This is a genomic window from Mesorhizobium sp. LNHC252B00, from assembly GCF_000502955.1.
In the GTDB taxonomy this organism is placed as follows: Bacteria; Pseudomonadota; Alphaproteobacteria; order Rhizobiales; family Rhizobiaceae; genus Mesorhizobium.
The window spans coordinates 1-20,677 of the sequence record NZ_AYWO01000011.1 but is presented as its reverse complement, the minus strand read 5'-3'; the positions used below and the strand labels follow the sequence as shown (position 1 = coordinate 20,677).

Genomic DNA, 20,677 nt, shown 5'->3' with positions numbered 1-20,677 from the left:
TTAGACCGGCCGCACCAGAATGTGTTTTTTCTTTCCCAAAGACAGCTTGACGACGTTTTCCGGACTCAAATCCTTGGAGGTCACCAGCCGGCGCTCGTCGCTGACCGGCTCGTCGTTCAGGCGCACGGCACCACCTTGAACATGCCGCCGCGCCTCGCCGTTCGACGCCGCCAGTCCGGCGGTGACGAGCAGCGACAGGATACCGACGCCGGCCTCGAGCGCGGCCTTGTCAACCTCGACGGTCGGCAATGTTTCGGCGAGCGCGCCTTCCTCGAACGTCTTGCGCGCCGTATCGCTGGCTTGCTCCGCGGCTGCGCGGCCGTGCAGCAAGGCGGTGATCTCGGTGGCGAGGATTTTCTTCGCCTCGTTGATTTCGGACCCGCCGAGCCGCTCTAGCCGTGCGACCTCGTCCAGCGGCAATGTCGTGTAGAGTTTCAGGAAGCGGGCAACGTCGGCATCCTCGGTGTTGCGCCAGTACTGCCAGAATTCATAGGGGCTCAGCATCTCCGCATCGAGCCAGACCGCGCCCGAGGCAGACTTGCCCATCTTGGCGCCCGACGAGGTGGTGAGCAGCGGCGTGGTCAGCGCATAAAGCTGCGCGTTCTCCATGCGGTGGCCGAGATCGATGCCGTTGATGATGTTGCCCCACTGGTCGGAGCCACCCATCTGCAGGCGGCAGCCGAGACGCTTGTAGAGTTCGACGAAATCATAGGCTTGCAGGATCATGTAGTTGAATTCGAGGAACGACAGCGACTGCTCGCGATCGAGCCGGAGCTTGACGGAATCGAAGGCCAGCATGCGGTTGACGGAAAAGTGACGGCCGACGTCCCGCAGGAAATTGACGTAGTTGATCTCCATCAGCCAGTCGGCGTTGTTTACCATGATGGCGTCGTTCGGACCGCTGCCGAATTTGAGATACGGCATGAAGTTGCGGCGGATGCCGGCGAGATTGTCGTCGATGTCCTGCGGGGTCAGCAGCTTGCGCGCCTCGTCCTTGAACGACGGGTCGCCGATCATCGAGGTGCCGCCACCCATCAGCGCGATCGGCCGATGACCGGTCTGCTGCAGCCAGTGCAGCATCATGATCTGGATCAGCGAGCCGGCGTGCAGGCTCTTGGCGGTAGCGTCGAAGCCGATATAGGCCGTCACCGTCTCCTTGGCGAAGATATTGTCGAGGCCGGCATCATCCGAAGTCTGGTGGATGAAACCGCGCTCGCTCATCGTGCGCAGGAAATCGGATTTGAAGGCGGACATTGTTTCTTTCCCGAAAGCACCCGGCCGCTGCGGCTCGGACGTGCATGAACGCGGGCGTTTAGCATCCAAGCGCGATCAGCAAAAGTGGTTTCCGGTTTTGCGGCCCGGGCGGGTGGCCAAGTAGGGCAACGACTCGGGTTAACGGGTTCCTTCGGAGCCTTCGCCGGCGCGTAGGCTGACGGAAACGAAAAACCCGCCTGTGCGGCGGGTCACTGGCGCAAATCAGCACCATAGAGGAATATGTACCATAGCTGAGGGCACAGAGTCAAGAAAAAATTCCTATCGTGAAAAGCTGCCGGTACAGAAGCTGCCGACACCGCTGAACTGGCTGCCGTCAGGTTTTACCTGAGTTCGGAGCCCTAGATGGCCAAGCCCACTTCTTGCCTCATCCTTTTGGCTGGCGTATTGAGGCGCCGCGCAGGGGCAGGGCCGAAGCGCCACGACGGCGCCATCCCGCAGATCAGACCCGGAAAGCTCCCGCGATGAACAGGAACTATCTCCTCCTCTTTCTGTTCAGTCTGCTGATGACTTTCGGCGGCCTGATGAGCCTTCCGCCGGTCGACCGCGACGAGTCGCGTTTTGTCCAGGCCACCAAGCAGATGGTCGAAACCTCCGACTATGTCGACATCCGTTTTCAGGATGCCTCGCGCTACAAGAAGCCGATCGGCATCTATTGGCTTCAATCGGCGGCCGTGGCGCTGAGCGGCGAGGGCGCGGCGGCGCCGATCTGGGTCTATCGCCTCGTCTCCATGCTTGGCATTGCCCTGTCCGTCGTCGGTATCGCCTGGACGGGCATCAAGCTCTTCGGGGCCAATGCGGGTCTCGCCGCCGGTCTGATGATGGCGGCGATCTTCGCCACCGCCTTCGAGGGCCGCGACGCCAAGACCGACGCGATGCTGCTGGCTTGCTGCGTTGCGGCTCAAGGCGCGCTCGCCCAGATCTATCTGGCGTCGCGGCGAAAGGAACCGATAGCCGCCCATCTGCCGTGGGTCTTCTGGGCGGCCCAAGGCCTGGGGATCCTTATCAAAGGACCCGTCGCCCCGCTGTTGTCGGTACTGACGGTCGCCACCCTTTTCGCCTTCGAGCGCGACTGGCGCTGGATCCTGAAGCTGAAGCTCGGGCGCGGCGTCGCTCTGGTGCTCCTTATCGTGCTGCCCTGGGTCGCGCTCATCACCTGGAAGAGCGGTGGCGCCTTTCTGCAGGATGCCGTCGGCAAGGACATGGTGGCCAAGGTCGCGTCGGGTGAGGAGTCGCACGGCCTGCCGCCCGGTTTCTACATGCTGACCTATTCGCTGTTCATGTGGCCCTTCGGCCTGATCGCGGTCGGCGCCGGGCTCCAGGCCCTCAACCGGTTGCGCGACGATCCGCGGCTGCGTTTCTGCCTCGCCTGGTACATTCCGTTCTGGCTGGTGTTCGAGTTGATTCCGACCAAGCTGCCGCACTATGTCCTGCCGGCCTATCCCGGCATGGCGCTGCTGATCGGCTGGCTGCTGACGTTGTCGCCGCAGGAGGCGAATGCGCCGCTCAAGCGCTGGCAGAATTGGTTGTGGTGGTCGACAGCATTCGGTCTGGTCGTGGTCAGCCTCGGCCTTGCGGTAGTCTGCATCGAAGCGCCGATCTACCTCACCGGCACCTTCTCCTGGTGGAGCATCCCGGCCGCTGCGGCGGCGCTGGGGGCGGGCTATTTCGCCTTTTCGCGGCAGCTGCAAGTGCCGCTGCGCCGCATCGGCGCCATCGCGGTCTGCGCGGGCATCACCTATGGCCTGCTGTTCGGCGTCATCGCGCCTTCGCTGAAGCCGATCTGGCTGAGCCCGGCCGTCGAGGCGGCGGTCCGTGCCAACAGGCCCTGCGAGACCACGGTGCTCGCCTCGGCGGAATATCACGAGCCGAGCCTGGTGTTCCTGGTGGGCACGAAGACGGTGCTGACCGATGTCGATGGCGTCGCCAGGCATCTGCTTGGCGACCCGGCCTGCGCGCTGGCGCTGGCACAGGTCGGCGACGAGCAGAAATTGAACGGCCTGCTGGCCGCACAAGGCAAGTCGGCAAACCGAGTGGCGCGGATCGACGGGCTCAACTACTCGTCGGGAGACAAACTGTCTCTCGGCCTCTATCGTGTGGCCCAATGACGGCTCGTCGATGCCCATGACGGCAACAATGGGGTCGAATTTCCAATGCTGGTGAAATCGCGCCCTTCCGTTTCCGGCCTGCTCCTTGGGCTAGGGCGCCGGTCCGTCGACAATTTTCGCGATACGATGCAGATCGTCAAAAGGCGCTTTGCCGTCCGTCCGGCCAGATACCCGAACATCTTGTGGTCGGTCTGGGTGCTGGTCTGGGCTTTGTTGACGGCAGCAGCGTTCGTCCGCCTCGACACGCCGGCCGGAATGCTTCACGGCCAGTGGTCGGCGAAATTTGTCCGACTTGCCGACTTTTTCACACAGTTCGGCCTGGGTGGCTGGTATCTCATCCCGTCGGCGCTTCTGCTGGTTGCCGCGAACCTGACGAACTGGCGAAGCCTCTCGAGGCGCTCGCTGATGCTCGCCTACAACTGGACCTGCCTGGCTTTTCTGGTGCTGGGCGCCGTCGGCCTGTCGGGCCTCGCCGTCAATGTGCTGAAATACGCGATCGGTCGGGCTCGCCCGCTCTATTTCGGCGACTTTGGTGTGCTGGCCTTGCATCCCTTCGCTTTTGATGCGCGCTTCGCCGGCTTCCCGTCCGGCCATGCCACGACCATGGGCGCCGTATTCGGCGTCGCTCTGCTGCTGTTTCCAAGGCGCTGGTACATCGCATTGGCGATCACGGCTTGCATCGCCTCGACGCGGGTCTTCGTCGGCGCGCACTATCCCAGCGACACCGTTGCCGGCTTCGGCCTCGGCTGCGCCTTCGCGCTGGCCTGCGGGCTGCTCTTTGCCCGGCTCGGCTTCATCTTTCGTCCGATGCCGTCCGGACTGCCGGTCCGCAAGAACACATTTCGGCTGGTCGGACCGACAAGGAAGGCCTGAACGCTCGGTTCGGCTCGAACCGCCCCTGGCGTGCGCCTTTCCCTGAGACGAGGAGGCTCGTACGTGGCTGCAGTTCTTCCCCGTCTATCTCAGCCGCTTCGGCCGCGGATCCGACAATTCACCGGCAAGCCGGCGGTCGAGATAATCAGCGCATTCCTCGAGCAACAGGTCGGCGTCGTTGGAGAAGAAATGGTTGGCGCCGGGCAACGTCTTCTGCGTGATGGTGATGCCTTTTTGCGTGTGCAGCTTGTCGACCAGGCCTTGCACATCCTTTGGTGGCGCCACCTTGTCGGCATCGCCATGGATGATCAGGCCCGATGACGGGCAGGGCGCCAGGAACGAGAAATCATAGGTGTTGGGCTGCGGCGCGATCGAGATGAAACCTTCGATCTCCGGCCGGCGCATCAAAAGCTGCATGCCGATCCAGGAGCCGAAGGAGTAACCGGCGACCCAGCAACTCTTGGAATCCGGATGCAGCGACTGCACCCAATCCAGCGCTGCGGCGGCATCCGACAATTCGCCGGTGCCGTGATCGAATTCGCCCTGGCTGCGGCCAATGCCGCGGAAATTGAAGCGAAGCGTCGTGAAATCCCGCTTCTGGAACATGTAGAAGAGGTCGTAGACGATCTTGTTGTTCATCGTGCCGCCGAACTGAGGGTGCGGGTGCAACACGATGGCTATCGGCGCGCTCTTTTCCTTGGAAGGCTGGTAGCGCCCCTCCAGGCGGCCGGCAGGACCGGTGAAAATGACCTCAGGCATAAAATACTCCACTTGCAACGAATGCGCGGCGCCCGGAACATGTCTTCCTCTGGCCTTGACGCAGGGCGAGCGTCTTCTTAGAAGCTAGTTTAGAATTGTTCAAAACTGAGTGGCAAGACATCGAGCCGGGCCACCCGCGCCGCAAGCCGCGTAAATAGGACGCCTCGCCTTGGAATTTCAAGGAAATAACGCGATACGTCGGCGGAATGGCTTCTAACGGGACCAACTGGACGAAAATGGCCGCAAAACGAGCCTATCTCGACTACAATGCCAGTGCGCCGCTGCTTGCAGTGGCCCGCGAGGCTATGGTCGCGGCGCTCGATATCGCCGCCAACCCGTCCTCGGTCCATGCCGAAGGGCGCGCCGCGCGACGCCTGATCGAGACCGCAAGGCGTGACGTGGCGGCACTTGTCAACGCCAAGCCCGAGCACATCGTGTTCACCTCCGGCGCGACTGAATCTGCCTCGACGCTGCTTTCACCCGATTGGCAGATGGGACGCGGCGCCATACGCATGAGCCGGCTCTACGTGTCCGAAGCCGATCATCCCTGTCTGTTGAACGGCGGGCGCTTCCCGGCCGGCCTGGTGACGCGGCTCGGCGTCGATGCTGACGGTACCGCCGATCTTGCAGCCTTGGCCGCAGCGCTTGTGGCGCATGACAAGGCCGATGGCCTGCCGCTGGTCGCCATCCATGCCGCCAACAACGAGACCGGTGTCATTCAGCCGATCGATCGCATCGCCGGGATCGTCAAGCAGGCGGGCGGCATCCTCGTCGTCGACGCCGTCCAGGCTGCGGGGCGCGTTTCAATCGACATGTCAGCGGGTTACGCCGATTATCTGATACTGTCTTCGCACAAGATCGGCGGCCCCAAGGGCGTCGGCGCCATTGTCGCCGCCTCCAATCTGATGATGCCGAAGCCGCTGATCAATGGCGGCGGCCAGGAAAAGGGCCACCGTGGCGGCACCGAAAACCTCGCCGCCATTGCCGGTTTTGGCGCCGCCGCATGCGAGGCTCTGGCCGGGCTGCCGGCCATGGATGCGGTGCGGCAGCGCCGCGACGAGATCGAAGCCATCGTGAAAATGTTGGTGCCGGACGCGGAAATCTTTGGAACGGGTGCGCCAAGGCTTGCCAATACGACATTCTTCGCTATTGCGGGCGTCAAAGCCGAAACCGCTCAGATCGCTTTCGATCTGGCCGGCGTGGCGCTATCGGCCGGCTCGGCCTGTTCGTCGGGCAAGGTCGGACCGAGCCATGTGCTGAAGGCCATGGGATACGGCGACAGTCTTGGCGCCTTGCGCGTGTCGATCGGTTCGGCGACGGGCGCTGAGGATATCGAGCTGTTCCGCACCGCGCTGGCGGGGATCGCCGCACGGCAAACCGCCAGGGATAAGGCGGATAGAGACCAGGCCGCGTGAGCGGTTGGACAAGTTTGGGCCTTTCGGCCTGGTAGAGCCGTGCGTTTCATATTGGCCGGGTGAATTTCCGGTCGAGGCGCACTATATTGAACTCACGCTGCCGCTAGCGCTTTTTCGGCGTTGAATGGCAGTGCCATAGTTTGAAAACTGTCGGGCCTTGACCCCGGCGTGGATGGAGAACGCATATGCCTGCTGTGCAGGACACGATCGATCGGGTCCGAAAGATCGACGTCGACCAATACAAATATGGATTCCAGACCGAAATAGCGATGGACAAGGCCCCCAAGGGCCTGAGCGAAGACATCATCCGTTTCATTTCGGCCAAGAAGGACGAGCCATCCTGGATGCTGGAATGGCGTCTGGAAGCGTATCGCCGTTGGCTGACGCTGGACGAGCCGACCTGGGCGCGCGTCCATTATCCGAAGATCGATTTCCAGGACATCTACTATTACGCTGCGCCGAAGAGCACGCCCGGCCCGACGTCGCTGAGCGATGTCGATCCCGAACTGCTGAAGGTCTACGAGAAGCTCGGCATTCCGTTGAGGGAACAGGAAATTCTCGCCGGCGTGCAAAAGGCTGACGCCTCCGAGCTTGAGGAAGCCAGCGACAATGTCTACAAATCGGGCCGTGTCGCGGTCGACGCCGTGTTCGATTCCGTATCGGTCGTCACCACCTTCAAGAAAGAGCTGGCGCAGGCCGGCGTCATCTTCTGTTCGATCTCGGAAGCCATCCGCGAGCATCCGGAACTGGTGAAGAAATATCTCGGTTCGGTCGTGCCGACCTCCGACAATTATTACGCCACGCTGAACTCCGCCGTGTTCACCGACGGCTCGTTCGTCTTCGTGCCCAAGGGCGTACGCTGCCCGATGGAACTGTCGACCTATTTCCGCATGAACGAGAAGAACACCGGCCAGTTCGAGCGCACGCTGATCATCGCCGAGGAGGGGGCCTACGTCTCCTATCTCGAAGGTTGCACGGCGCCGCAGCGCGACGAGAACCAGCTGCATGCGGCAGTTGTCGAACTGGTGGCGCTCGACGATGCCGAGATCAAATATTCGACGGTGCAGAACTGGTATCCCGGCGACGCCGAGGGCAAGGGCGGCATCTACAATTTCGTCACCAAGCGCGGTGACTGCCGTGGTCACCGTTCGAAGATCTCGTGGACGCAGGTCGAGACCGGTTCGGCGATCACCTGGAAATACCCGAGTTGCATCCTGCGCGGCGACGATTCCAGCGGCGAATTCTATTCGATCGCCGTGTCGAACGGCTATCAGCAGGTCGATAGCGGCACCAAGATGATCCATCTCGGCAAGAACACGTCGAGCCGCATCATCTCCAAGGGCATCGCCGCCGGCTTCTCGCAGAACACCTATCGCGGCCAGGTCTCGGCGCACCGCAAGGCGACCAACGCCCGCAACTTCACCAACTGCGACAGTCTGCTGATCGGCGACCAGTGCGGCGCGCACACCGTGCCCTACATGGAAGCCAAGAACTCGACGGCGCAGTTCGAGCATGAAGCCACGACCTCGAAGATTTCCGAGGACCAGAAGTTCTACGTCATGCAGCGCGGCATCCCCGAGGAAGAGGCGATCGCCCTGATCGTCAACGGCTTCGTCAAGGATGTGATCCAGCAACTTCCGATGGAGTTCGCGGTCGAAGCGCAAAAGCTGATCGGAATTTCGCTTGAGGGCTCGGTCGGTTGACCGGACAGATATTCAGGAAACAAAAGAATGCTTGAAATCAGAAATCTGCATGCCCGCATCGTCGATGACGGCACCGAAATCATCCGCGGCCTGAGCCTGACGGTGAAAGCCGGCGAGGTCGCTGCGATCATGGGACCGAACGGCTCGGGCAAGTCGACGCTGTCCTACATCCTCGCCGGCCGCGAGGACTATGAGGTGACCGAGGGCGACATCCTCTACAACGGCCAGTCGATCCTCGAAATGGATCCGGCCGAGCGTGCCACGTCGGGCATTTTCCTCGCCTTCCAGTACCCGATGGAGATACCGGGCGTGGCGACCATGGAATTCCTGAAAGTGGCGATGAACGAGCAGCGCAAGGCGCGTGGCGAGGAGCCGTTGAAGATTCCGGAATTCCTGAAGCGGGTGAAGGAGGCAGCTGCCTCGCTCAGCATGGACATGGCGATGCTGAAGCGGCCGCTCAATGTCGGCTTCTCCGGCGGCGAGAAGAAGCGCGCCGAGATCCTGCAGATGAAACTGCTTGAGCCGAAGCTGTGCGTGCTCGACGAGACCGATTCCGGCCTCGACATCGACGCGCTGAAGATCGTGTCCGACGGCGTCAACGCGCTGCGCGCGCCAGACCGGGCATTCCTGGTCATCACCCATTACCAGCGCCTGCTCGAACACATCGTGCCGGACAGCGTGCACGTGCTCTACAAGGGCCAGGTCATCAAGTCGGGCGACAAGTCGCTGGCGCTTGATCTTGAGGCCAATGGCTATGCCGGCGTGATCGGCGAAGCCGCGTGAGATGCCAGAGGGCAGATTGATGAATATGCACACTCAACCGCAGCGGACGCAGGCCGAGACAGCGTTGATCGACGCGTTCGGCGACCGGCTGTCGCTGCTGCCGGGCGACGGCGCGGTGATGCTGAAGCGCGACGACGCCATCGAGGCGATCAAGCACGGCCTGCCGACTCGGCGCATCGAATCCTGGCATTACACCGACCTGCGCCGGCTGTTGAATGCGGTGCCCGACTTCGACCCGGCCGCCATGGCCAAGGCCGTTGCACCGATCGTCGATGGTTCTGCCGTGGTGTCGATCCTGAACGGCAAGTCCGACGCGAAGGTGCCGGCGGTCGAAGGCGTCGCCTTCCAGCCTCTGTCGGAGAAGCTGATCGATGGCAGCATCGCGCCAGGGCTCGATCCCTATGGCAGCGACGATGCCATCGGCGCGCTAAACACGGCGTTCGTCGCCGACGGATATTTTGTCGACATCGCCGATGGCACTGAACTGGAAAAGCCGATCGAACTGCAGAATTTGCAGGCCGGCGGCCAGACGCATGTGCGTTTGCCGGTGCGTATCGGCGCTGGCGCCAAGGCCGTCATCGTCGAGCGTCAGACGGGTGACGGGGCTGCTTTGGTCAGCTCGGTTAGCCAGCTCGTGCTCGGCGAGGGCGCCGAGGTGACGTGGCTGATCGTGCAGGAGCAGCCGGAAACGGCGACGCATCTGGCGCAGTTCAAGGCCCATATCGGCAAGAATGCGAAGCTGACGCTGTTCGTCATGAACGCCGGCGGCAAGCTCGTGCGTCAGGAGATCATGGTCAGGACGACTGGCGAAGGCGCCGATTTCAAACTGCGCGGCATCAATCTTCTGGCCGGCGACACCCACACCGACGTGACCATGGTTCTCGATCATGCCGTGCCGCACACGACCTCGACGGAAGTGATCCGCAATGTGGTGACGGGCAAGGCGCGGGGCGCCTTCCAGGGCCGCATCAACGTCCATCAATACGCGCAGAAGACCAACGCCAAGATGGCTTGCAACACGCTGCTGCTGTCGGACGACGGCGAGTTCTCGACCAAGCCCGAGCTTGAAATCTTCGCCGACGACGTCATCTGCGGCCATGGCGCGACCGTCACCGAGATCGACCACGACCATTTGTTCTACCTGATGGCACGTGGCGTCGACGAGAAGACCGCGAGGGGGTTGCTCGTGAAAGCCTTCGTGGCAGAGGTGATCGAGGAACTGGACGACGAGGCGATTGTCGAGGCGCTCGAAGCGCGGCTCGACGGCTGGTTTGTGGCACACGGGTGAAGTGATGAACGCGCCGGGCAAGATCGGAGATTTCTACGACGTCGAAGCGATCCGCGGCGATTTCCCGATCCTGTCGCGGGAAGTCTATGGCAAGCCGCTGGTCTATCTCGACAATGGCGCCTCGGCACAGAAGCCGCAGGTGGTGCTGGACACGATACAGCACGCCTATTCCCAGGAATACGCCAACGTCCATCGCGGCCTGCATTTTCTTTCCAATGCCGCGACGGACGCGTATGAAAAGGCGCGGGAAACGGTGCGCCGTTTCCTCAACGCGCCAAGCACCGACAACATCGTCTTCACCTCGAACACGACCTCGGCCATCAACACGGTCGCCTATGGCTATGGCATGCCCAACATCGGCGAGGGCGACGAGATCGTGCTGTCGATCATGGAGCACCACTCCAACATCGTACCGTGGCATTTCATCCGCGAGCGGCAGGGCGCCAAGCTGGTCTGGGCACCGGTCGACGATCTCGGCGTCTTCCACATCGAGGAATTCGAGAAGCGGCTGACCAGCAAGACAAAGCTCGTTGCCATCACGCAGATGTCGAATGCGCTGGGCACGGTGACGCCGATCAAGGAGATCGTGCGCATCGCGCATTCGCGTGGAATTCCCGTACTCGTCGACGGCAGCCAGAGCGCGGTGCATATGCCTGTTGACGTGCAGGATCTCGACTGCGATTTCTTCGTCTTCACCGGCCACAAAGTCTACGGCCCCTCGGGCATCGGCGTGCTCTACGGCAAGAAGGACATTCTTGAGGGCATGCGCCCCTTCATGGGCGGTGGCGAGATGATCGAGGAGGTGACGGAAGACATCGTCACCTACAACGAGCCGCCACACCGCTTCGAGGCCGGCACGCCGCCGATCGTCCAGGCGATCGGGCTGGGCGCCGCGCTCGACTATATGGAAAAGATCGGCCGCGAGCACATTGCGGCCCATGAGGCCGACCTCAAGAATTATGCGCATGAGCGGCTGCGCGCCATCAACTCGCTGCGCATCTTTGGCGACGCACCCGGCAAGGGCGCCATCATCTCCTTCGAACTAAGGGGTATTCATGCTCATGACGTCTCGATGGTGATAGACAGGCAAGGGGTGGCGGTCCGTGCCGGCACCCATTGCGCCCAGCNCGACGCACCGGATAAGGGCGCCATCATCTCGTTCGAATTGCAGGGTATTCACGCGCATGACGTGTCGATGGTGATTGATCGGCAAGGCATTGCCGTCCGCGCGGGCACCCACTGCGCCCAGCCGCTGTTGAAACGCTTCGGCGTAACCTCCACATGCAGGGCATCGTTCGGCATGTATAATACCAGGGCCGAAGTTGACGCTTTGGCCGAGGCGCTTGAGAAAGCGCGCAAATTCTTCGGATGACGATTTGTTTGGGTGACGACCATGGATGATGTGAGCCACACCACCGAGACCGCACCGGAAGCGGCCATCAACCCGCTGGTTTCCGCCTCGGCGATTCCCGCCGACGAATTGGCGCGGCTGACCGACGACATCGTCTCGGCGCTGAAGACCGTCTACGACCCGGAAATCCCAGCCGATATCTACGAGCTTGGCCTCGTCTACAAGATCGACATCGAGGACAATCGCGCGGTCAAGATCGACATGACGCTGACCGCGCCCGGCTGCCCTGTGGCCGGCGAAATGCCTGGCTGGGTGGAAAATGCCNGCCCGATCGCATGTCGGAAGAGGCGCAGGTGGCGGTGGGTTGGTACTAGCGTCGAGCCCGGCACACTTGCGCCAGTGATAAAACTTCACCATTTTAGGTGAAGAATCATTCGGCAGGGCTTGAACCTGCATGGAATGGAAGGAAAAAGAATGGGACGCTTCGCCGTCATCACGATGACCGAAAAGGCCGCCGACCGGGTGCGCGAGATCGTCGCCACCCGCGACAACGCGCATGGCATCCGCCTCGGCATCAAGAAGGGCGGCTGCGCGGGCATGGAATACACGGTCGACCTGGTGACAGAGCCCAACACCAAGGACGACCATATCGAGCGCGACGGCGCCCATGTCTATGTGGCGCCCGAGGCCGCGCTTTTCCTGTTCGGCACCGAGATGGATTTCGAGCAGACGACGCTGCGCACCGGCTTCACCTTCCACAACCCGAACCAGAGCTCGGCCTGCGGCTGCGGCGAATCCGTCGAGTTGAAGCCGGCGGACCTCAAGGCGCTGGCAGAGGCACGCGCGGCAACCGCCGCTTAGCGTCTGGCGATGAGCGCCGAGGCGTATCGCTGGCGGTGTGCCTGTTGCGGTGAAGAATTTACCGGTCTTCCAACGGATATGGCATTCGATGCGCCCGTCAATCGGGACGCACTCGAAGAAGGCGGTCAATCGACCTTCCGAAAAAATGACGATTTCTGCGAAGTACGCCACGCCTCGGGCAAGACGGATCGGTACATTCGTTGCCTGCTACCTCTGCCGGTGCCCCAGCTATCCAACGAGTTCTGTTTCGGGGTCTGGATGTCGGTCTCGGAAAGAAGCTGGAATTTGTACCGAGATGGGTATGACAGAGGCCAATACGAGGAAGAGCTCTGTTTTGGGTATCTGATGCACGACATCCCAGAGTATCCAGGTTCGTTGCTCCTGCATGCCGATGTTGTGTTTCAGCCCGGTAATCAGCGGCCGAAGGTGTTTCTGCATGACGCAGACCATCCCTTGGTTGCGGTCCAACGCGGTGGGGTGGATGTGACCCAAATTGAGCGCTGGCTCGCTCTCACGCACCGGTCCAAAGCCGGGAGCAACTAATCCACCCACATTCCCGTCCGTTTGTGCCAGTCGGCGATCGATTCCTCGGGATAGACGTCGAACGCCTTGTCGCCCTTGCCGATATCGGGCTCGACCCAGTTCGCCTTGTATTTCAGCATCAGATGCACTCGGCTCGGTGGAATGGGCAGGTCGCTGTCGACAGCCGAGGCAAAGGGATGCACCAGTTCCGGCCAAGTCGGATCGTAGAGCCACAGCGCCGACCCGCACTTCTTGCAGAAATTGCGTTCGCCGGTCGATATCTCGCACCGCGGGTGCTCGTCGTCTTCGATCTCGGCCTGGTAGACGCCGAGGCTTCTCTTGCCCCTGACATTCAACGTTTCGTAGTCGGCGCCGAGATTGATGGCAAAACCGCCGCCGCCCTGCTGCTTGCGGCAGATCGAACAGTAGCACAGCATGAATGGCGCCGGCGTGTGGCTCTCCACCTCGAAGCGGACGGCATTGCAGCGGCAGGACCCTTTGAGCAAAAGCGGCATGGCAAAACTCCCACGGATGGCTCTCAACCTGTCAGCATGATTTTGGTTGCGGCGATGACAAGGTCAAATGCCGGTGACATGATCGCGGCATGGACAATGAACGCATCGCCGAACTGTTCGAGGGCCTCGGCCCGGTCAGCATCCGAAAGCTGTTCGGCGGCAAGGGCATCTATTTCGACGGCGTCATCGTTGCCATCGTGCTGCGCGGCGAATTGATGCTGAAGGCAGACGACCAGAGCGCGCCCGAGTTCGAGGCCGCCGGCTGCACGCAATGGACCTATACCGGCTCCCGCCACGGCAAGCAGGTCTCCATGCCGTACTGGAGCGTTCCCGACAGCGCCTTCGATGATCCCGACGAGATGACGGTCTGGGCAAGGCGAGCGTATGAGGCGGGACGAAGGGCGGCGAAGTGACGGGCAATAATTGGGAACGTCGGCGGGACAGTACCCCCCTCTGGCCTGCCGGCCATCTCCCCCGCAAGGAGGGAGATTGGCAGTTTCAGCGTCTGCCTGCTTTTTTCAACGTTGAAGATTGGCGGAGGGTTTGATGACATTCGATCTCCCTCCTTGCGGGGGAGATGTCCGGCAGGACAGAGGGGGGTGCTGTCCCGCCGACATTGGCGGCTACAGCGCCTTCGCAATCCTTGCCGCAAGCCGCGCATTGTTCTCCACCAGCGCGATGTTGGTCTTCAGGCTCCTGCCGCCGGTCAGTTCGAGGATTTTCGACAGCAGGAACGGCGTCACCGCCTTGCCGGTGACGTTGAGCGCCTCGGCCGCCTTCTGCGCGGCTTCGATGTAGCCGGCCATCTCTTCGGCCGGGATTTCATGGTTCTCGGGCACCGGATTGGCGATCAGCATACCGCCGGTGAGCCCCAGCGAGGCCCGAGTCTGGTAGAAATGCGCGATCTCTTCCGGCTTGTGCAGGGTCAGCGGCGCGCGGAACGGCGAATGCCGCGACCAGAAGGCCGGCATCGTCTCGCAGCCATGGCCGATCACCGGCACGCCGCGCGTTTCCAGCACTTCCAACGTCTTTTCGATATCGAGGATGGCCTTGGCGCCGGCCGACACGACGATGACCGGCGTGCGTGCCAGTTCGTCGAGGTCGGCGGAAATATCAAAGCTCTTTTCCGCACCCTTGTGCACGCCGCCGATGCCGCCGGTGGCGAACACCTTTATGCCGACCATATGCGCAGCGATCATGGTGGCGGCGACCGTGGTGCCGCCTGTGCGCCCTTGCGCCACGGCAAAACCGAGGTCGGCGCGCGACAGCTTCATGGCGTCGCCTGTCATGGCAAGGGACTCACGCTCGCCGTCCGACAGCCCGATCTTGATGCGGCCGCCGACCACGGCGATCGTCGCCGGCACCGCGCCGCCATCGATGATGATCTTTTCGACATCCGCCGCCATGGCGCCATTGTCGGGGTAGGGCATGCCATGGGTGATGATGGTGCTTTCCAGCGCCACCACCGGCCGGCCGGCGGCCAGGGCTTGCGCCACCGGCGCGTGGATATCGATGAAGGGGCGGGCGGTCTCTGGGGTCATCTGGATCTCCAACCCGGAATGAAGCGCATCCTCATGGGGCGTGCGAAAAGATTCCGGCACTGTGAATTTGCCGGTCTCATGCCACTTCCTGCGCATCCGGCACAAGAGCCAACGCTTCCGCGAAGGTCGCCGCGGTGAAATCGGGAACGGCGTCGGCGCTTTCGATGGCCAGTGTTGCCGCGGCAATGCCCTCGCGCAGGGCCACCCGCAGCGGCAGGCCGTGCAGCAAGGCAGCGACCGTTGCGCCGGCCAGCGCATCGCCGGCGCCGGTGACGTCGGCGACCTTTCTTGGCGGCGGCGGCAGGATCGAGAAGGCGCCGGCTTCTTCGAAGCCCAACATGGCACTGCCGCCCGCCGTCACCACGCCGCTCTTGAGCCCCGCGCGTTTCAGCCCGGCGACGATGTCTTGCGGGGAAGCCGCCGCGTCCAGGTTTGCCAGCGCGATCGCCTCGCGCCGGTTCATGAAGACGACGGCCAGATTGCCAAGCACCGGCTTCAAACGCACGATCTTGGCCGGCGAAATGGCAATCGCGAAGACGGGCTTGCCGGCGGCAAGCGAAACCAGCCGCTCCAGTGCCGCCGTCGGCAAGTTGGCGTCGCAGAAGATGGCATCGGCCGCCGCGACCACCTCGCGGACCCTGGAGCGCCTGATCTGCTTGGGAAAGGCCAGGTCATAGAGCGCCATGTCGGCAAAGCCGACGATCAATTCGCCCTCGCTGTCGATGAGCGCCGTATAGCTGGGCGTCGTGCGGTCGAGGAACACCGCGGACAGGTCGGCAATGCCTGCCGCGGCGATGGCCCGTGAAACGGTATCGGCAGCGGCATCGCCGCCGCGCACCGACAGCAGCGATGCGGAGACGCCACGGCGAACCGCGCTGCGCAGCGCGTTGAAAACGCCGCCGCCGACATCCTCGCGCATCGTGCCCGGATTGGAGGCGGCCGGCACGTACGGGCCCGACACTTGGCCGCGCCGGTCGATATGGGCGCCACCTACGGCCAGTATTCTCGCGGATTTCAGCATGCAGGCGATATGACCTTTGTTATTCCAGTCGCACAAGCGCTAGGCTGCGTGACCGAGTTTCGCAACGCGAAGGTAGCGATTCGGCGGATCGAAACAATCGAGCCGCCTGGCCCAATGCGTTAGACATCGTGAAGCCAAATCGTGAGACAAAAAAAGAACAGATCTGGATATTTATTGTTTTTCAGATATTTGACCCCTCTTGCCAAACGAGAACAAAAAAGGTACAAATTGGGGCAGGGATTACGGATTGTCCGGCCTTCATTGACGACCAAGGGGTGATGTATCATGGCTCAGAATTCTTTGCGGCTGGTAGAGGACAAAGCGGTGGACAAATCAAAGGCTCTGGATGCGGCGCTGTCGCAAATCGAGCGGGCTTTCGGCAAGGGCTCGATCATGCGGCTCGGCGCGAACGAGCAGGTCGTCGAGATCGAAACGGTGCCGACCGGCTCGCTTGGCCTCGACATCGCGCTTGGCGTCGGTGGCCTGCCGCGCGGCCGCATCGTCGAGATCTACGGGCCGGAAAGCTCGGGCAAGACGACGCTGGCCCTGCACACGGTGGCCGAAGCCCAGAAGAAGGGCGGCATCTGCGCCTTCGTCGATGCCGAACACGCGCTCGATCCGGTCTATGCCCGCAAGCTTGGCGTCGATCTGGAAAACCTCCTGATCTCGCAGCCCGATACCGGTGAGCAGGCGCTGGAAATCTGCGACACGCTGGTGCGCTCCGGCGCCATCGACGTGCTGGTGGTCGATTCGGTCGCTGCGCTGACGCCACGCGCCGAAATCGAAGGCGAGATGGGCGATTCGCTGCCCGGCCTGCAAGCTCGCCTGATGAGCCAGGCGCTGCGCAAGCTGACCGCCTCGATCTCGCGTTCCAACACCATGGTCATCTTCATCAACCAGATCCGCATGAAGATTGGCGTCATGTTCGGTTCGCCCGAAACCACCACAGGCGGCAACGCGCTGAAATTCTACGCCTCGGTGCGCCTCGACATCCGCCGCATCGGCTCGGTCAAGGACCGCGACGAGGTCGTCGGCAACCAGACCCGCGTCAAGGTGGTCAAGAACAAGCTGGCGCCGCCCTTCAAGGTGGTCGAGTTCGACATCATGTATGGTGAAGGCGTGTCCAAGACCGGCGAACTGGTCGATCTCGGCGTCAAGGCCGGCGTGGTCGAGAAGTCGGGCGCCTGGTTCTCCTACAATTCGCAGCGTCTCGGCCAGGGCCGCGAAAACGCCAAGCTGTTCCTGCGCGACAACCCCGACACCGCGCGCGAGATCGAACTCGCGCTCAGGCAAAATGCCGGGCTGATCGCCGAGAAATTCCTTGAGAATGGCGGCTCCGAAGGTAGCGACGACGGTTTCGAGGAGGAATCGGGCGCGATGTGAGAGCCTCGCGCGATGGCCGGAGTTCGGCCATAATCTCGCTCTATTATCTCAGGCTTATGTAATCGAGTTCCGTGTTAATTGCGTTTCGAACCGCCGGCGTAGCGCCGGCGGTTTTTTGCGTCTTGGCAGGGAAACGGGGCCTGGCTCGGACAGCCGGCAAAGGTCATGGAATGGACCAATTCCGTGTTTCTGGACAGGGTGAAGCGCGGCGGCTAAAAGGCCAACTCTATCTCTGGAAACGCAGAGACCATTTCCGCCGGTTTGCCGGCGGCTCTCTCGAAAAGGCAGCATTCATGAGTGGCGTGAACGAAATCCGGTCGACATTTCTCGACTACTTTCGCAAGGAAGGTCACGAGATCGTCGCGTCGAGCCCACTGGTGCCGCGCAACGATCCGACGCTGATGTTCACCAACGCCGGCATGGTGCAGTTCAAGAACGTCTTCACCGGGTTGGAGAAGCGGCCCTATTCGCGCGCCTCGACCGCCCAGAAGAGCGTTCGCGCCGGCGGCAAGCACAACGACCTCGACAATGTCGGCTATACCGCGCGCCATCTGACCTTCTTCGAGATGCTCGGCAATTTCTCCTTTGGCGACTACTTCAAGGAGCGCGCCATCGAACTAGCCTGGAACCTGATCACCAAGGAATTCGGCCTGGACAAGGACAAGCTGCTGGTCACCGTCTATCACACGGATGACGAGGCGGCCGGCTTCTGGAAGAAGATCGCCGGGTTTTCCGATGACCGCATCATCCGCATCGCGACCTCGGACAATTTCTGGGCGATGGGCGACACCGGACCTTGCGGGCCGTGCTCGGAGATATTCATCGACCGCGGTGAACACATCTGGGGCGGACCTCCCGGCAGCCCGGAAGAGGACGGCGACCGTTTCCTCGAATTCTGGAACCTGGTGTTCATGCAGTATGAACAGGTGACGAAGGAGGAGCGCATCGATCTGCCGCGTCCGTCGATCGACACCGGCATGGGCCTGGAGCGCATGGCCTCCGTCCTGCAAGGGGTGGAAAGCGTCTTCGAGACCGATCTGTTCCGTCATCTGATCGAGGCGGCGTCGTCCGCGCTTGGACAGGGGCCCGACAAGGAGACGGTCGCGTCCTTTCGCGTCATTGCCGATCATTTGCGCTCGTCCGCTTTCCTGGTAGCCGATGGCGTGCTGCCGTCGAACGAAGGCCGCGGCTATGTCCTGCGCCGCATCATGCGCCGCGCGATGCGTCATGCGCAGCTGCTCGGTGCCCGCGATCCCCTGATGTGGCGCCTGGTGCCGGCGCTGGTGCGTGAGATGGGCCAGGCCTATCCGGAACTGGTGCGCGGCGAACAGTTGATCACCGAGACGCTGAAGCTCGAGGAGACCAGGTTCCGCAAGACGCTGGTGCGCGGCCTCGGACTGCTGTCGGAGGCGACGGAAACGCTGCGTGCCGGCGACATGCTGGACGGCGAGACGGCCTTCAAGCTCTACGACACCTACGGCTTCCCGCTCGATCTGACGCAGGACGCGCTGCGCCAGCGCAGCATTTCGGTCGATCTTGCAGGCTTCACCAATGCCATGGAGCAGCAGAAGGCCGAGGCGCGCAAGCATTGGGCTGGCTCCGGCGATGCGGCCACCGAGACCATCTGGTTTTCGGTGCGCGAGAAGGCGGGCGCCACCGAGTTCCTGGGCTACGAGACCGAGCAGGCAGAAGGCATCATCCAGGCGCTTGTCCGGGACGGCAAGACCGTCGACAGCGCCGGCAGAGGCGATGCGGTGGCGGTCGTCGTCAACCAGACGCCGTTCTATGCAGAGTCCGGCGGCCAGATGGGCGACACCGGTATCATTTCAGGCGAAGGGTTCTCGATCGAGGTCTCCGATACGCAGAAAAAGGCTGATGGCTTGTTCGTGCACATCGGCAAGGTGGCCAGCGGCACCGTCAAGACGGGCGCCGCAGTCGAGTTGAAGGTCGACCATAGTAGGCGCTCCCGGCTGCGCGCCAACCATTCCGCGACGCATCTGATCCATGAGGCGCTGCGTGAGGTGCTGGGCAGCCATGTCGCGCAGAAGGGCTCGCTTGTCGCACCGGAGCGTCTGCGCTTCGACATCTCGCACAACAAGCCGATTTCACCGGAGGATCTCGAAGAGGTCGAGCGCATGGCCAACGAGATCGTGGTGCAGAACGGCCCGGTGAACACGCGCCTGATGTCGGTCGACGATGCCATCGCCGAAGGCGCCATGGCGCTGTTTGGCGAGAAGTATGGTGACGAAGTGCGCGTTGTTTCGATGGGCACCGGCATGCATGGCGCCAAGGCCAACCGGCCCTATTCGGTCGAGCTCTGCGGCGGCACGCATGTCAGGGCGACCGGCGATATCGGTCTGGTGCGTGTCGTGTCGGACAGCGCGGTCGCCGCCGGCGTGCGCCGCATCGAGGCGCTGACCGGCGAGGCGGCGCGAAAACATCTCGATGAGCAGGACCGGCGTCTGAAATCGGTTGCGGCGACGCTGAAGATTTCGCCGGCCGACGTGCCGGCACGTGTCGAGGCGCTGCTCGACGAGCGCAAGAAGCTCGAAAAGGAGCTGACCGAAGCGCGCAAGAAGCTGGCGCTGGGCGGCGGTGCAGGGCCGGGTGCGCCAGCCGAGAACGAAACGGTGGCGGGTGTCGGCTTCCTCGGCAAGGCGGTCTCCGGCGTCTCGCCAAAAGATTTGAAGCCGCTGGCTGACGCCGGCAAGATCTCGCTGGGTTCGGGCGTCGTCGTCTTCGTAGGTGCCGGTGAGGACAACAAGGCGAGCGTTGTGGTCGCTGTCACCGACGATCTCGTCGGCCGTTTCAGCGCCGTCGATCTGGTGCGCGTGGCCTCCGCCGCATTGGGCGGGCAGGGCGGCGGCGGGCGGCCAGACATGGCCCAGGCCGGTGGTCCAGATGCGTCCAGGGCCAATGATGCGATCGCCGCGGTAAAGGCTGCACTCGAAGCCGCCTGACTAACGGCCGTCACGGCGGGGAGCCCTATCTTTGCTGGGTAGTGCTGCCCCTCATCTGGTTGCCGCCATCTTCTCCCCGTGAACGGCAGGGCTATCGCATCTGGAATTCCTCCGATGTCTGCCCGGCACGGACCCCCACCCCTAACCCCTCCCCACAAGGGGGAGGGAGACTTCCGTTGGTGCTGGCCCAGGAGAATCGCCTTCTTTTCGGCGCCAAGAAGAATTAAAGTTGTGTGCGTCAAGTTCTGCAAAAATGGCGTGGCGGTAGCTGTGACGTCGGCGTGTCCGCCGCGCAGCTCCCGTGTTTAGCGGAGCGGCGGAC

General features: G+C 62.5%; 17 protein-coding genes and 1 pseudogene. 13 read left to right on the top strand and 5 right to left on the bottom strand.

The features are described from left to right. Complete coding sequence (gene tyrS, locus X744_RS154420; RefSeq protein WP_023759801.1) at positions 1-1,254, bottom strand: tyrosine--tRNA ligase; 1,254 nt, start codon at positions 1,252-1,254, stop codon at positions 1-3. Positions 1,255-1,736: 482 nt separating this feature from the next. Here tyrS and X744_RS154425 point away from each other — a divergent pair, with 482 nt between their 5' ends. After that, positions 1,737-3,380: a glycosyltransferase family 39 protein gene (locus tag X744_RS154425; RefSeq protein WP_023759800.1), complete on the top strand. Its 1,644-nt coding sequence runs from the start codon at positions 1,737-1,739 to the stop codon at positions 3,378-3,380. 45 nt (positions 3,381-3,425) lie between these two features. After that, positions 3,426-4,253: a phosphatase PAP2 family protein gene (locus tag X744_RS154430; protein WP_023759799.1), complete on the top strand. Its 828-nt coding sequence runs from the start codon at positions 3,426-3,428 to the stop codon at positions 4,251-4,253. An 84-nt stretch (positions 4,254-4,337) separates the two neighbouring features. Here X744_RS154430 and X744_RS154435 read toward each other — a convergent pair whose 3' ends face one another. Further along, positions 4,338-5,012 (bottom strand): alpha/beta hydrolase, encoded by a 675-nt coding sequence (locus tag X744_RS154435; RefSeq protein WP_013532163.1) that lies wholly within the window; start codon positions 5,010-5,012, stop codon positions 4,338-4,340. 236 nt (positions 5,013-5,248) lie between these two features. Between X744_RS154435 and X744_RS154440 the strand changes: the two genes are divergently transcribed. The 8 genes and pseudogenes from X744_RS154440 (at position 5,249) to X744_RS154470 (ending at position 12,956) form a co-directional block, all read left to right on the top strand. Further along, entirely contained in the window at positions 5,249-6,427 is a 1,179-nt protein-coding gene (locus X744_RS154440) for a cysteine desulfurase family protein (protein WP_023759798.1), read from the top strand. A 185-nt stretch (positions 6,428-6,612) separates the two neighbouring features. Continuing rightward, positions 6,613-8,130 (top strand): Fe-S cluster assembly protein SufB, encoded by a 1,518-nt coding sequence (sufB, locus tag X744_RS154445; RefSeq protein WP_023759797.1) that lies wholly within the window; start codon positions 6,613-6,615, stop codon positions 8,128-8,130. A 27-nt stretch (positions 8,131-8,157) separates the two neighbouring features. After that, a complete protein-coding gene (sufC, locus tag X744_RS154450) occupies positions 8,158-8,913 on the top strand; it encodes a Fe-S cluster assembly ATPase SufC (RefSeq protein ID WP_023759796.1) in 756 nt (251 codons plus the stop codon). A gap of 19 nt (positions 8,914-8,932) precedes the next feature. After that, complete coding sequence (gene sufD, locus X744_RS154455) at positions 8,933-10,201, top strand: Fe-S cluster assembly protein SufD (protein ID WP_023759795.1); 1,269 nt, start codon at positions 8,933-8,935, stop codon at positions 10,199-10,201. A 4-nt stretch (positions 10,202-10,205) separates the two neighbouring features. Further along, positions 10,206-11,573, top strand: coding sequence for a cysteine desulfurase (locus X744_RS154460; RefSeq protein WP_023759794.1), 1,368 nt, complete (start codon positions 10,206-10,208; stop codon positions 11,571-11,573). Between the two features lie 21 nt (positions 11,574-11,594). Further along, positions 11,595-11,926 (top strand): annotated as a pseudogene (locus tag X744_RS01000000169755) (iron-sulfur cluster assembly protein). A gap of 100 nt (positions 11,927-12,026) precedes the next feature. Further along, positions 12,027-12,413, top strand: coding sequence for a Fe-S cluster assembly scaffold SufA (gene sufA, locus X744_RS154465; protein ID WP_023759793.1), 387 nt, complete (start codon positions 12,027-12,029; stop codon positions 12,411-12,413). Positions 12,414-12,422: 9 nt separating this feature from the next. Then, the gene (locus X744_RS154470; RefSeq protein ID WP_084025450.1) at positions 12,423-12,956 is read left to right on the top strand and encodes a DUF2199 domain-containing protein; all 534 of its coding nucleotides are present in this window, start codon (positions 12,423-12,425) and stop codon (positions 12,954-12,956) included. Here the strand turns inward: X744_RS154470 and X744_RS154475 are convergent. Further along, a complete protein-coding gene (locus tag X744_RS154475) occupies positions 12,953-13,450 on the bottom strand; it encodes a GFA family protein (protein WP_023759791.1) in 498 nt (165 codons plus the stop codon). The two genes, X744_RS154470 and X744_RS154475, sit on opposite strands and share 4 nt — an antisense overlap. Positions 13,451-13,539: 89 nt before the next feature. On the opposite strand from X744_RS154475, the gene X744_RS154480 reads away from it, so the two are divergent. Further along, the gene (locus X744_RS154480; RefSeq protein ID WP_023759790.1) at positions 13,540-13,863 is read left to right on the top strand and encodes a TfoX/Sxy family protein; all 324 of its coding nucleotides are present in this window, start codon (positions 13,540-13,542) and stop codon (positions 13,861-13,863) included. A 210-nt stretch (positions 13,864-14,073) separates the two neighbouring features. Here the strand turns inward: X744_RS154480 and X744_RS154485 are convergent, their stop codons facing one another. Together X744_RS154485 and X744_RS154490 are read right to left on the bottom strand one after the other, a co-directional pair. Further along, complete coding sequence (locus X744_RS154485) at positions 14,074-14,991, bottom strand: pseudouridine-5'-phosphate glycosidase (RefSeq protein ID WP_023759789.1); 918 nt, start codon at positions 14,989-14,991, stop codon at positions 14,074-14,076. Between the two features lie 76 nt (positions 14,992-15,067). Continuing rightward, the gene (locus X744_RS154490) at positions 15,068-16,012 is read right to left on the bottom strand and encodes a carbohydrate kinase family protein (RefSeq protein WP_023759788.1); all 945 of its coding nucleotides are present in this window, start codon (positions 16,010-16,012) and stop codon (positions 15,068-15,070) included. A 285-nt stretch (positions 16,013-16,297) separates the two neighbouring features. Between X744_RS154490 and recA the strand changes: the two genes are divergently transcribed. Both recA and alaS read left to right on the top strand, forming a co-directional pair. Beyond that, complete coding sequence (gene recA / locus X744_RS154495; RefSeq protein ID WP_023759787.1) at positions 16,298-17,395, top strand: recombinase RecA; 1,098 nt, start codon at positions 16,298-16,300, stop codon at positions 17,393-17,395. A 293-nt stretch (positions 17,396-17,688) separates the two neighbouring features. Next, positions 17,689-20,355 (top strand): alanine--tRNA ligase, encoded by a 2,667-nt coding sequence (alaS, locus tag X744_RS154500; protein WP_023759786.1) that lies wholly within the window; start codon positions 17,689-17,691, stop codon positions 20,353-20,355. Positions 20,356-20,677 lie beyond the last annotated feature (322 nt).

What these genes read in the sequence shown, in the direction of transcription:
- tyrS (WP_023759801.1), bottom strand. Translation starts at nt 1,254, where the DNA reads ATGTCCGCCTTCAAATCCGATTTCCTGCGCACGATGAGCGAGCGCGGT.
- X744_RS154425 (WP_023759800.1), top strand. Translation starts at nt 1,737, where the DNA reads ATGAACAGGAACTATCTCCTCCTCTTTCTGTTCAGTCTGCTGATGACT.
- X744_RS154430 (WP_023759799.1), top strand. Translation starts at nt 3,426, where the DNA reads ATGCTGGTGAAATCGCGCCCTTCCGTTTCCGGCCTGCTCCTTGGGCTA.
- X744_RS154435 (WP_013532163.1), bottom strand. Translation starts at nt 5,012, where the DNA reads ATGCCTGAGGTCATTTTCACCGGTCCTGCCGGCCGCCTGGAGGGGCGC.
- X744_RS154440 (WP_023759798.1), top strand. Translation starts at nt 5,249, where the DNA reads ATGGCCGCAAAACGAGCCTATCTCGACTACAATGCCAGTGCGCCGCTG.
- sufB (WP_023759797.1), top strand. Translation starts at nt 6,613, where the DNA reads ATGCCTGCTGTGCAGGACACGATCGATCGGGTCCGAAAGATCGACGTC.
- sufC (WP_023759796.1), top strand. Translation starts at nt 8,158, where the DNA reads ATGCTTGAAATCAGAAATCTGCATGCCCGCATCGTCGATGACGGCACC.
- sufD (WP_023759795.1), top strand. Translation starts at nt 8,933, where the DNA reads ATGAATATGCACACTCAACCGCAGCGGACGCAGGCCGAGACAGCGTTG.
- sufA (WP_023759793.1), top strand. Translation starts at nt 12,027, where the DNA reads ATGGGACGCTTCGCCGTCATCACGATGACCGAAAAGGCCGCCGACCGG.
- X744_RS154470 (WP_084025450.1), top strand. Translation starts at nt 12,423, where the DNA reads ATGAGCGCCGAGGCGTATCGCTGGCGGTGTGCCTGTTGCGGTGAAGAA.
- X744_RS154475 (WP_023759791.1), bottom strand. Translation starts at nt 13,450, where the DNA reads ATGCCGCTTTTGCTCAAAGGGTCCTGCCGCTGCAATGCCGTCCGCTTC.
- X744_RS154480 (WP_023759790.1), top strand. Translation starts at nt 13,540, where the DNA reads ATGGACAATGAACGCATCGCCGAACTGTTCGAGGGCCTCGGCCCGGTC.
- X744_RS154485 (WP_023759789.1), bottom strand. Translation starts at nt 14,991, where the DNA reads ATGACCCCAGAGACCGCCCGCCCCTTCATCGATATCCACGCGCCGGTG.
- X744_RS154490 (WP_023759788.1), bottom strand. Translation starts at nt 16,012, where the DNA reads ATGCTGAAATCCGCGAGAATACTGGCCGTAGGTGGCGCCCATATCGAC.
- recA (WP_023759787.1), top strand. Translation starts at nt 16,298, where the DNA reads ATGGCTCAGAATTCTTTGCGGCTGGTAGAGGACAAAGCGGTGGACAAA.
- alaS (WP_023759786.1), top strand. Translation starts at nt 17,689, where the DNA reads ATGAGTGGCGTGAACGAAATCCGGTCGACATTTCTCGACTACTTTCGC.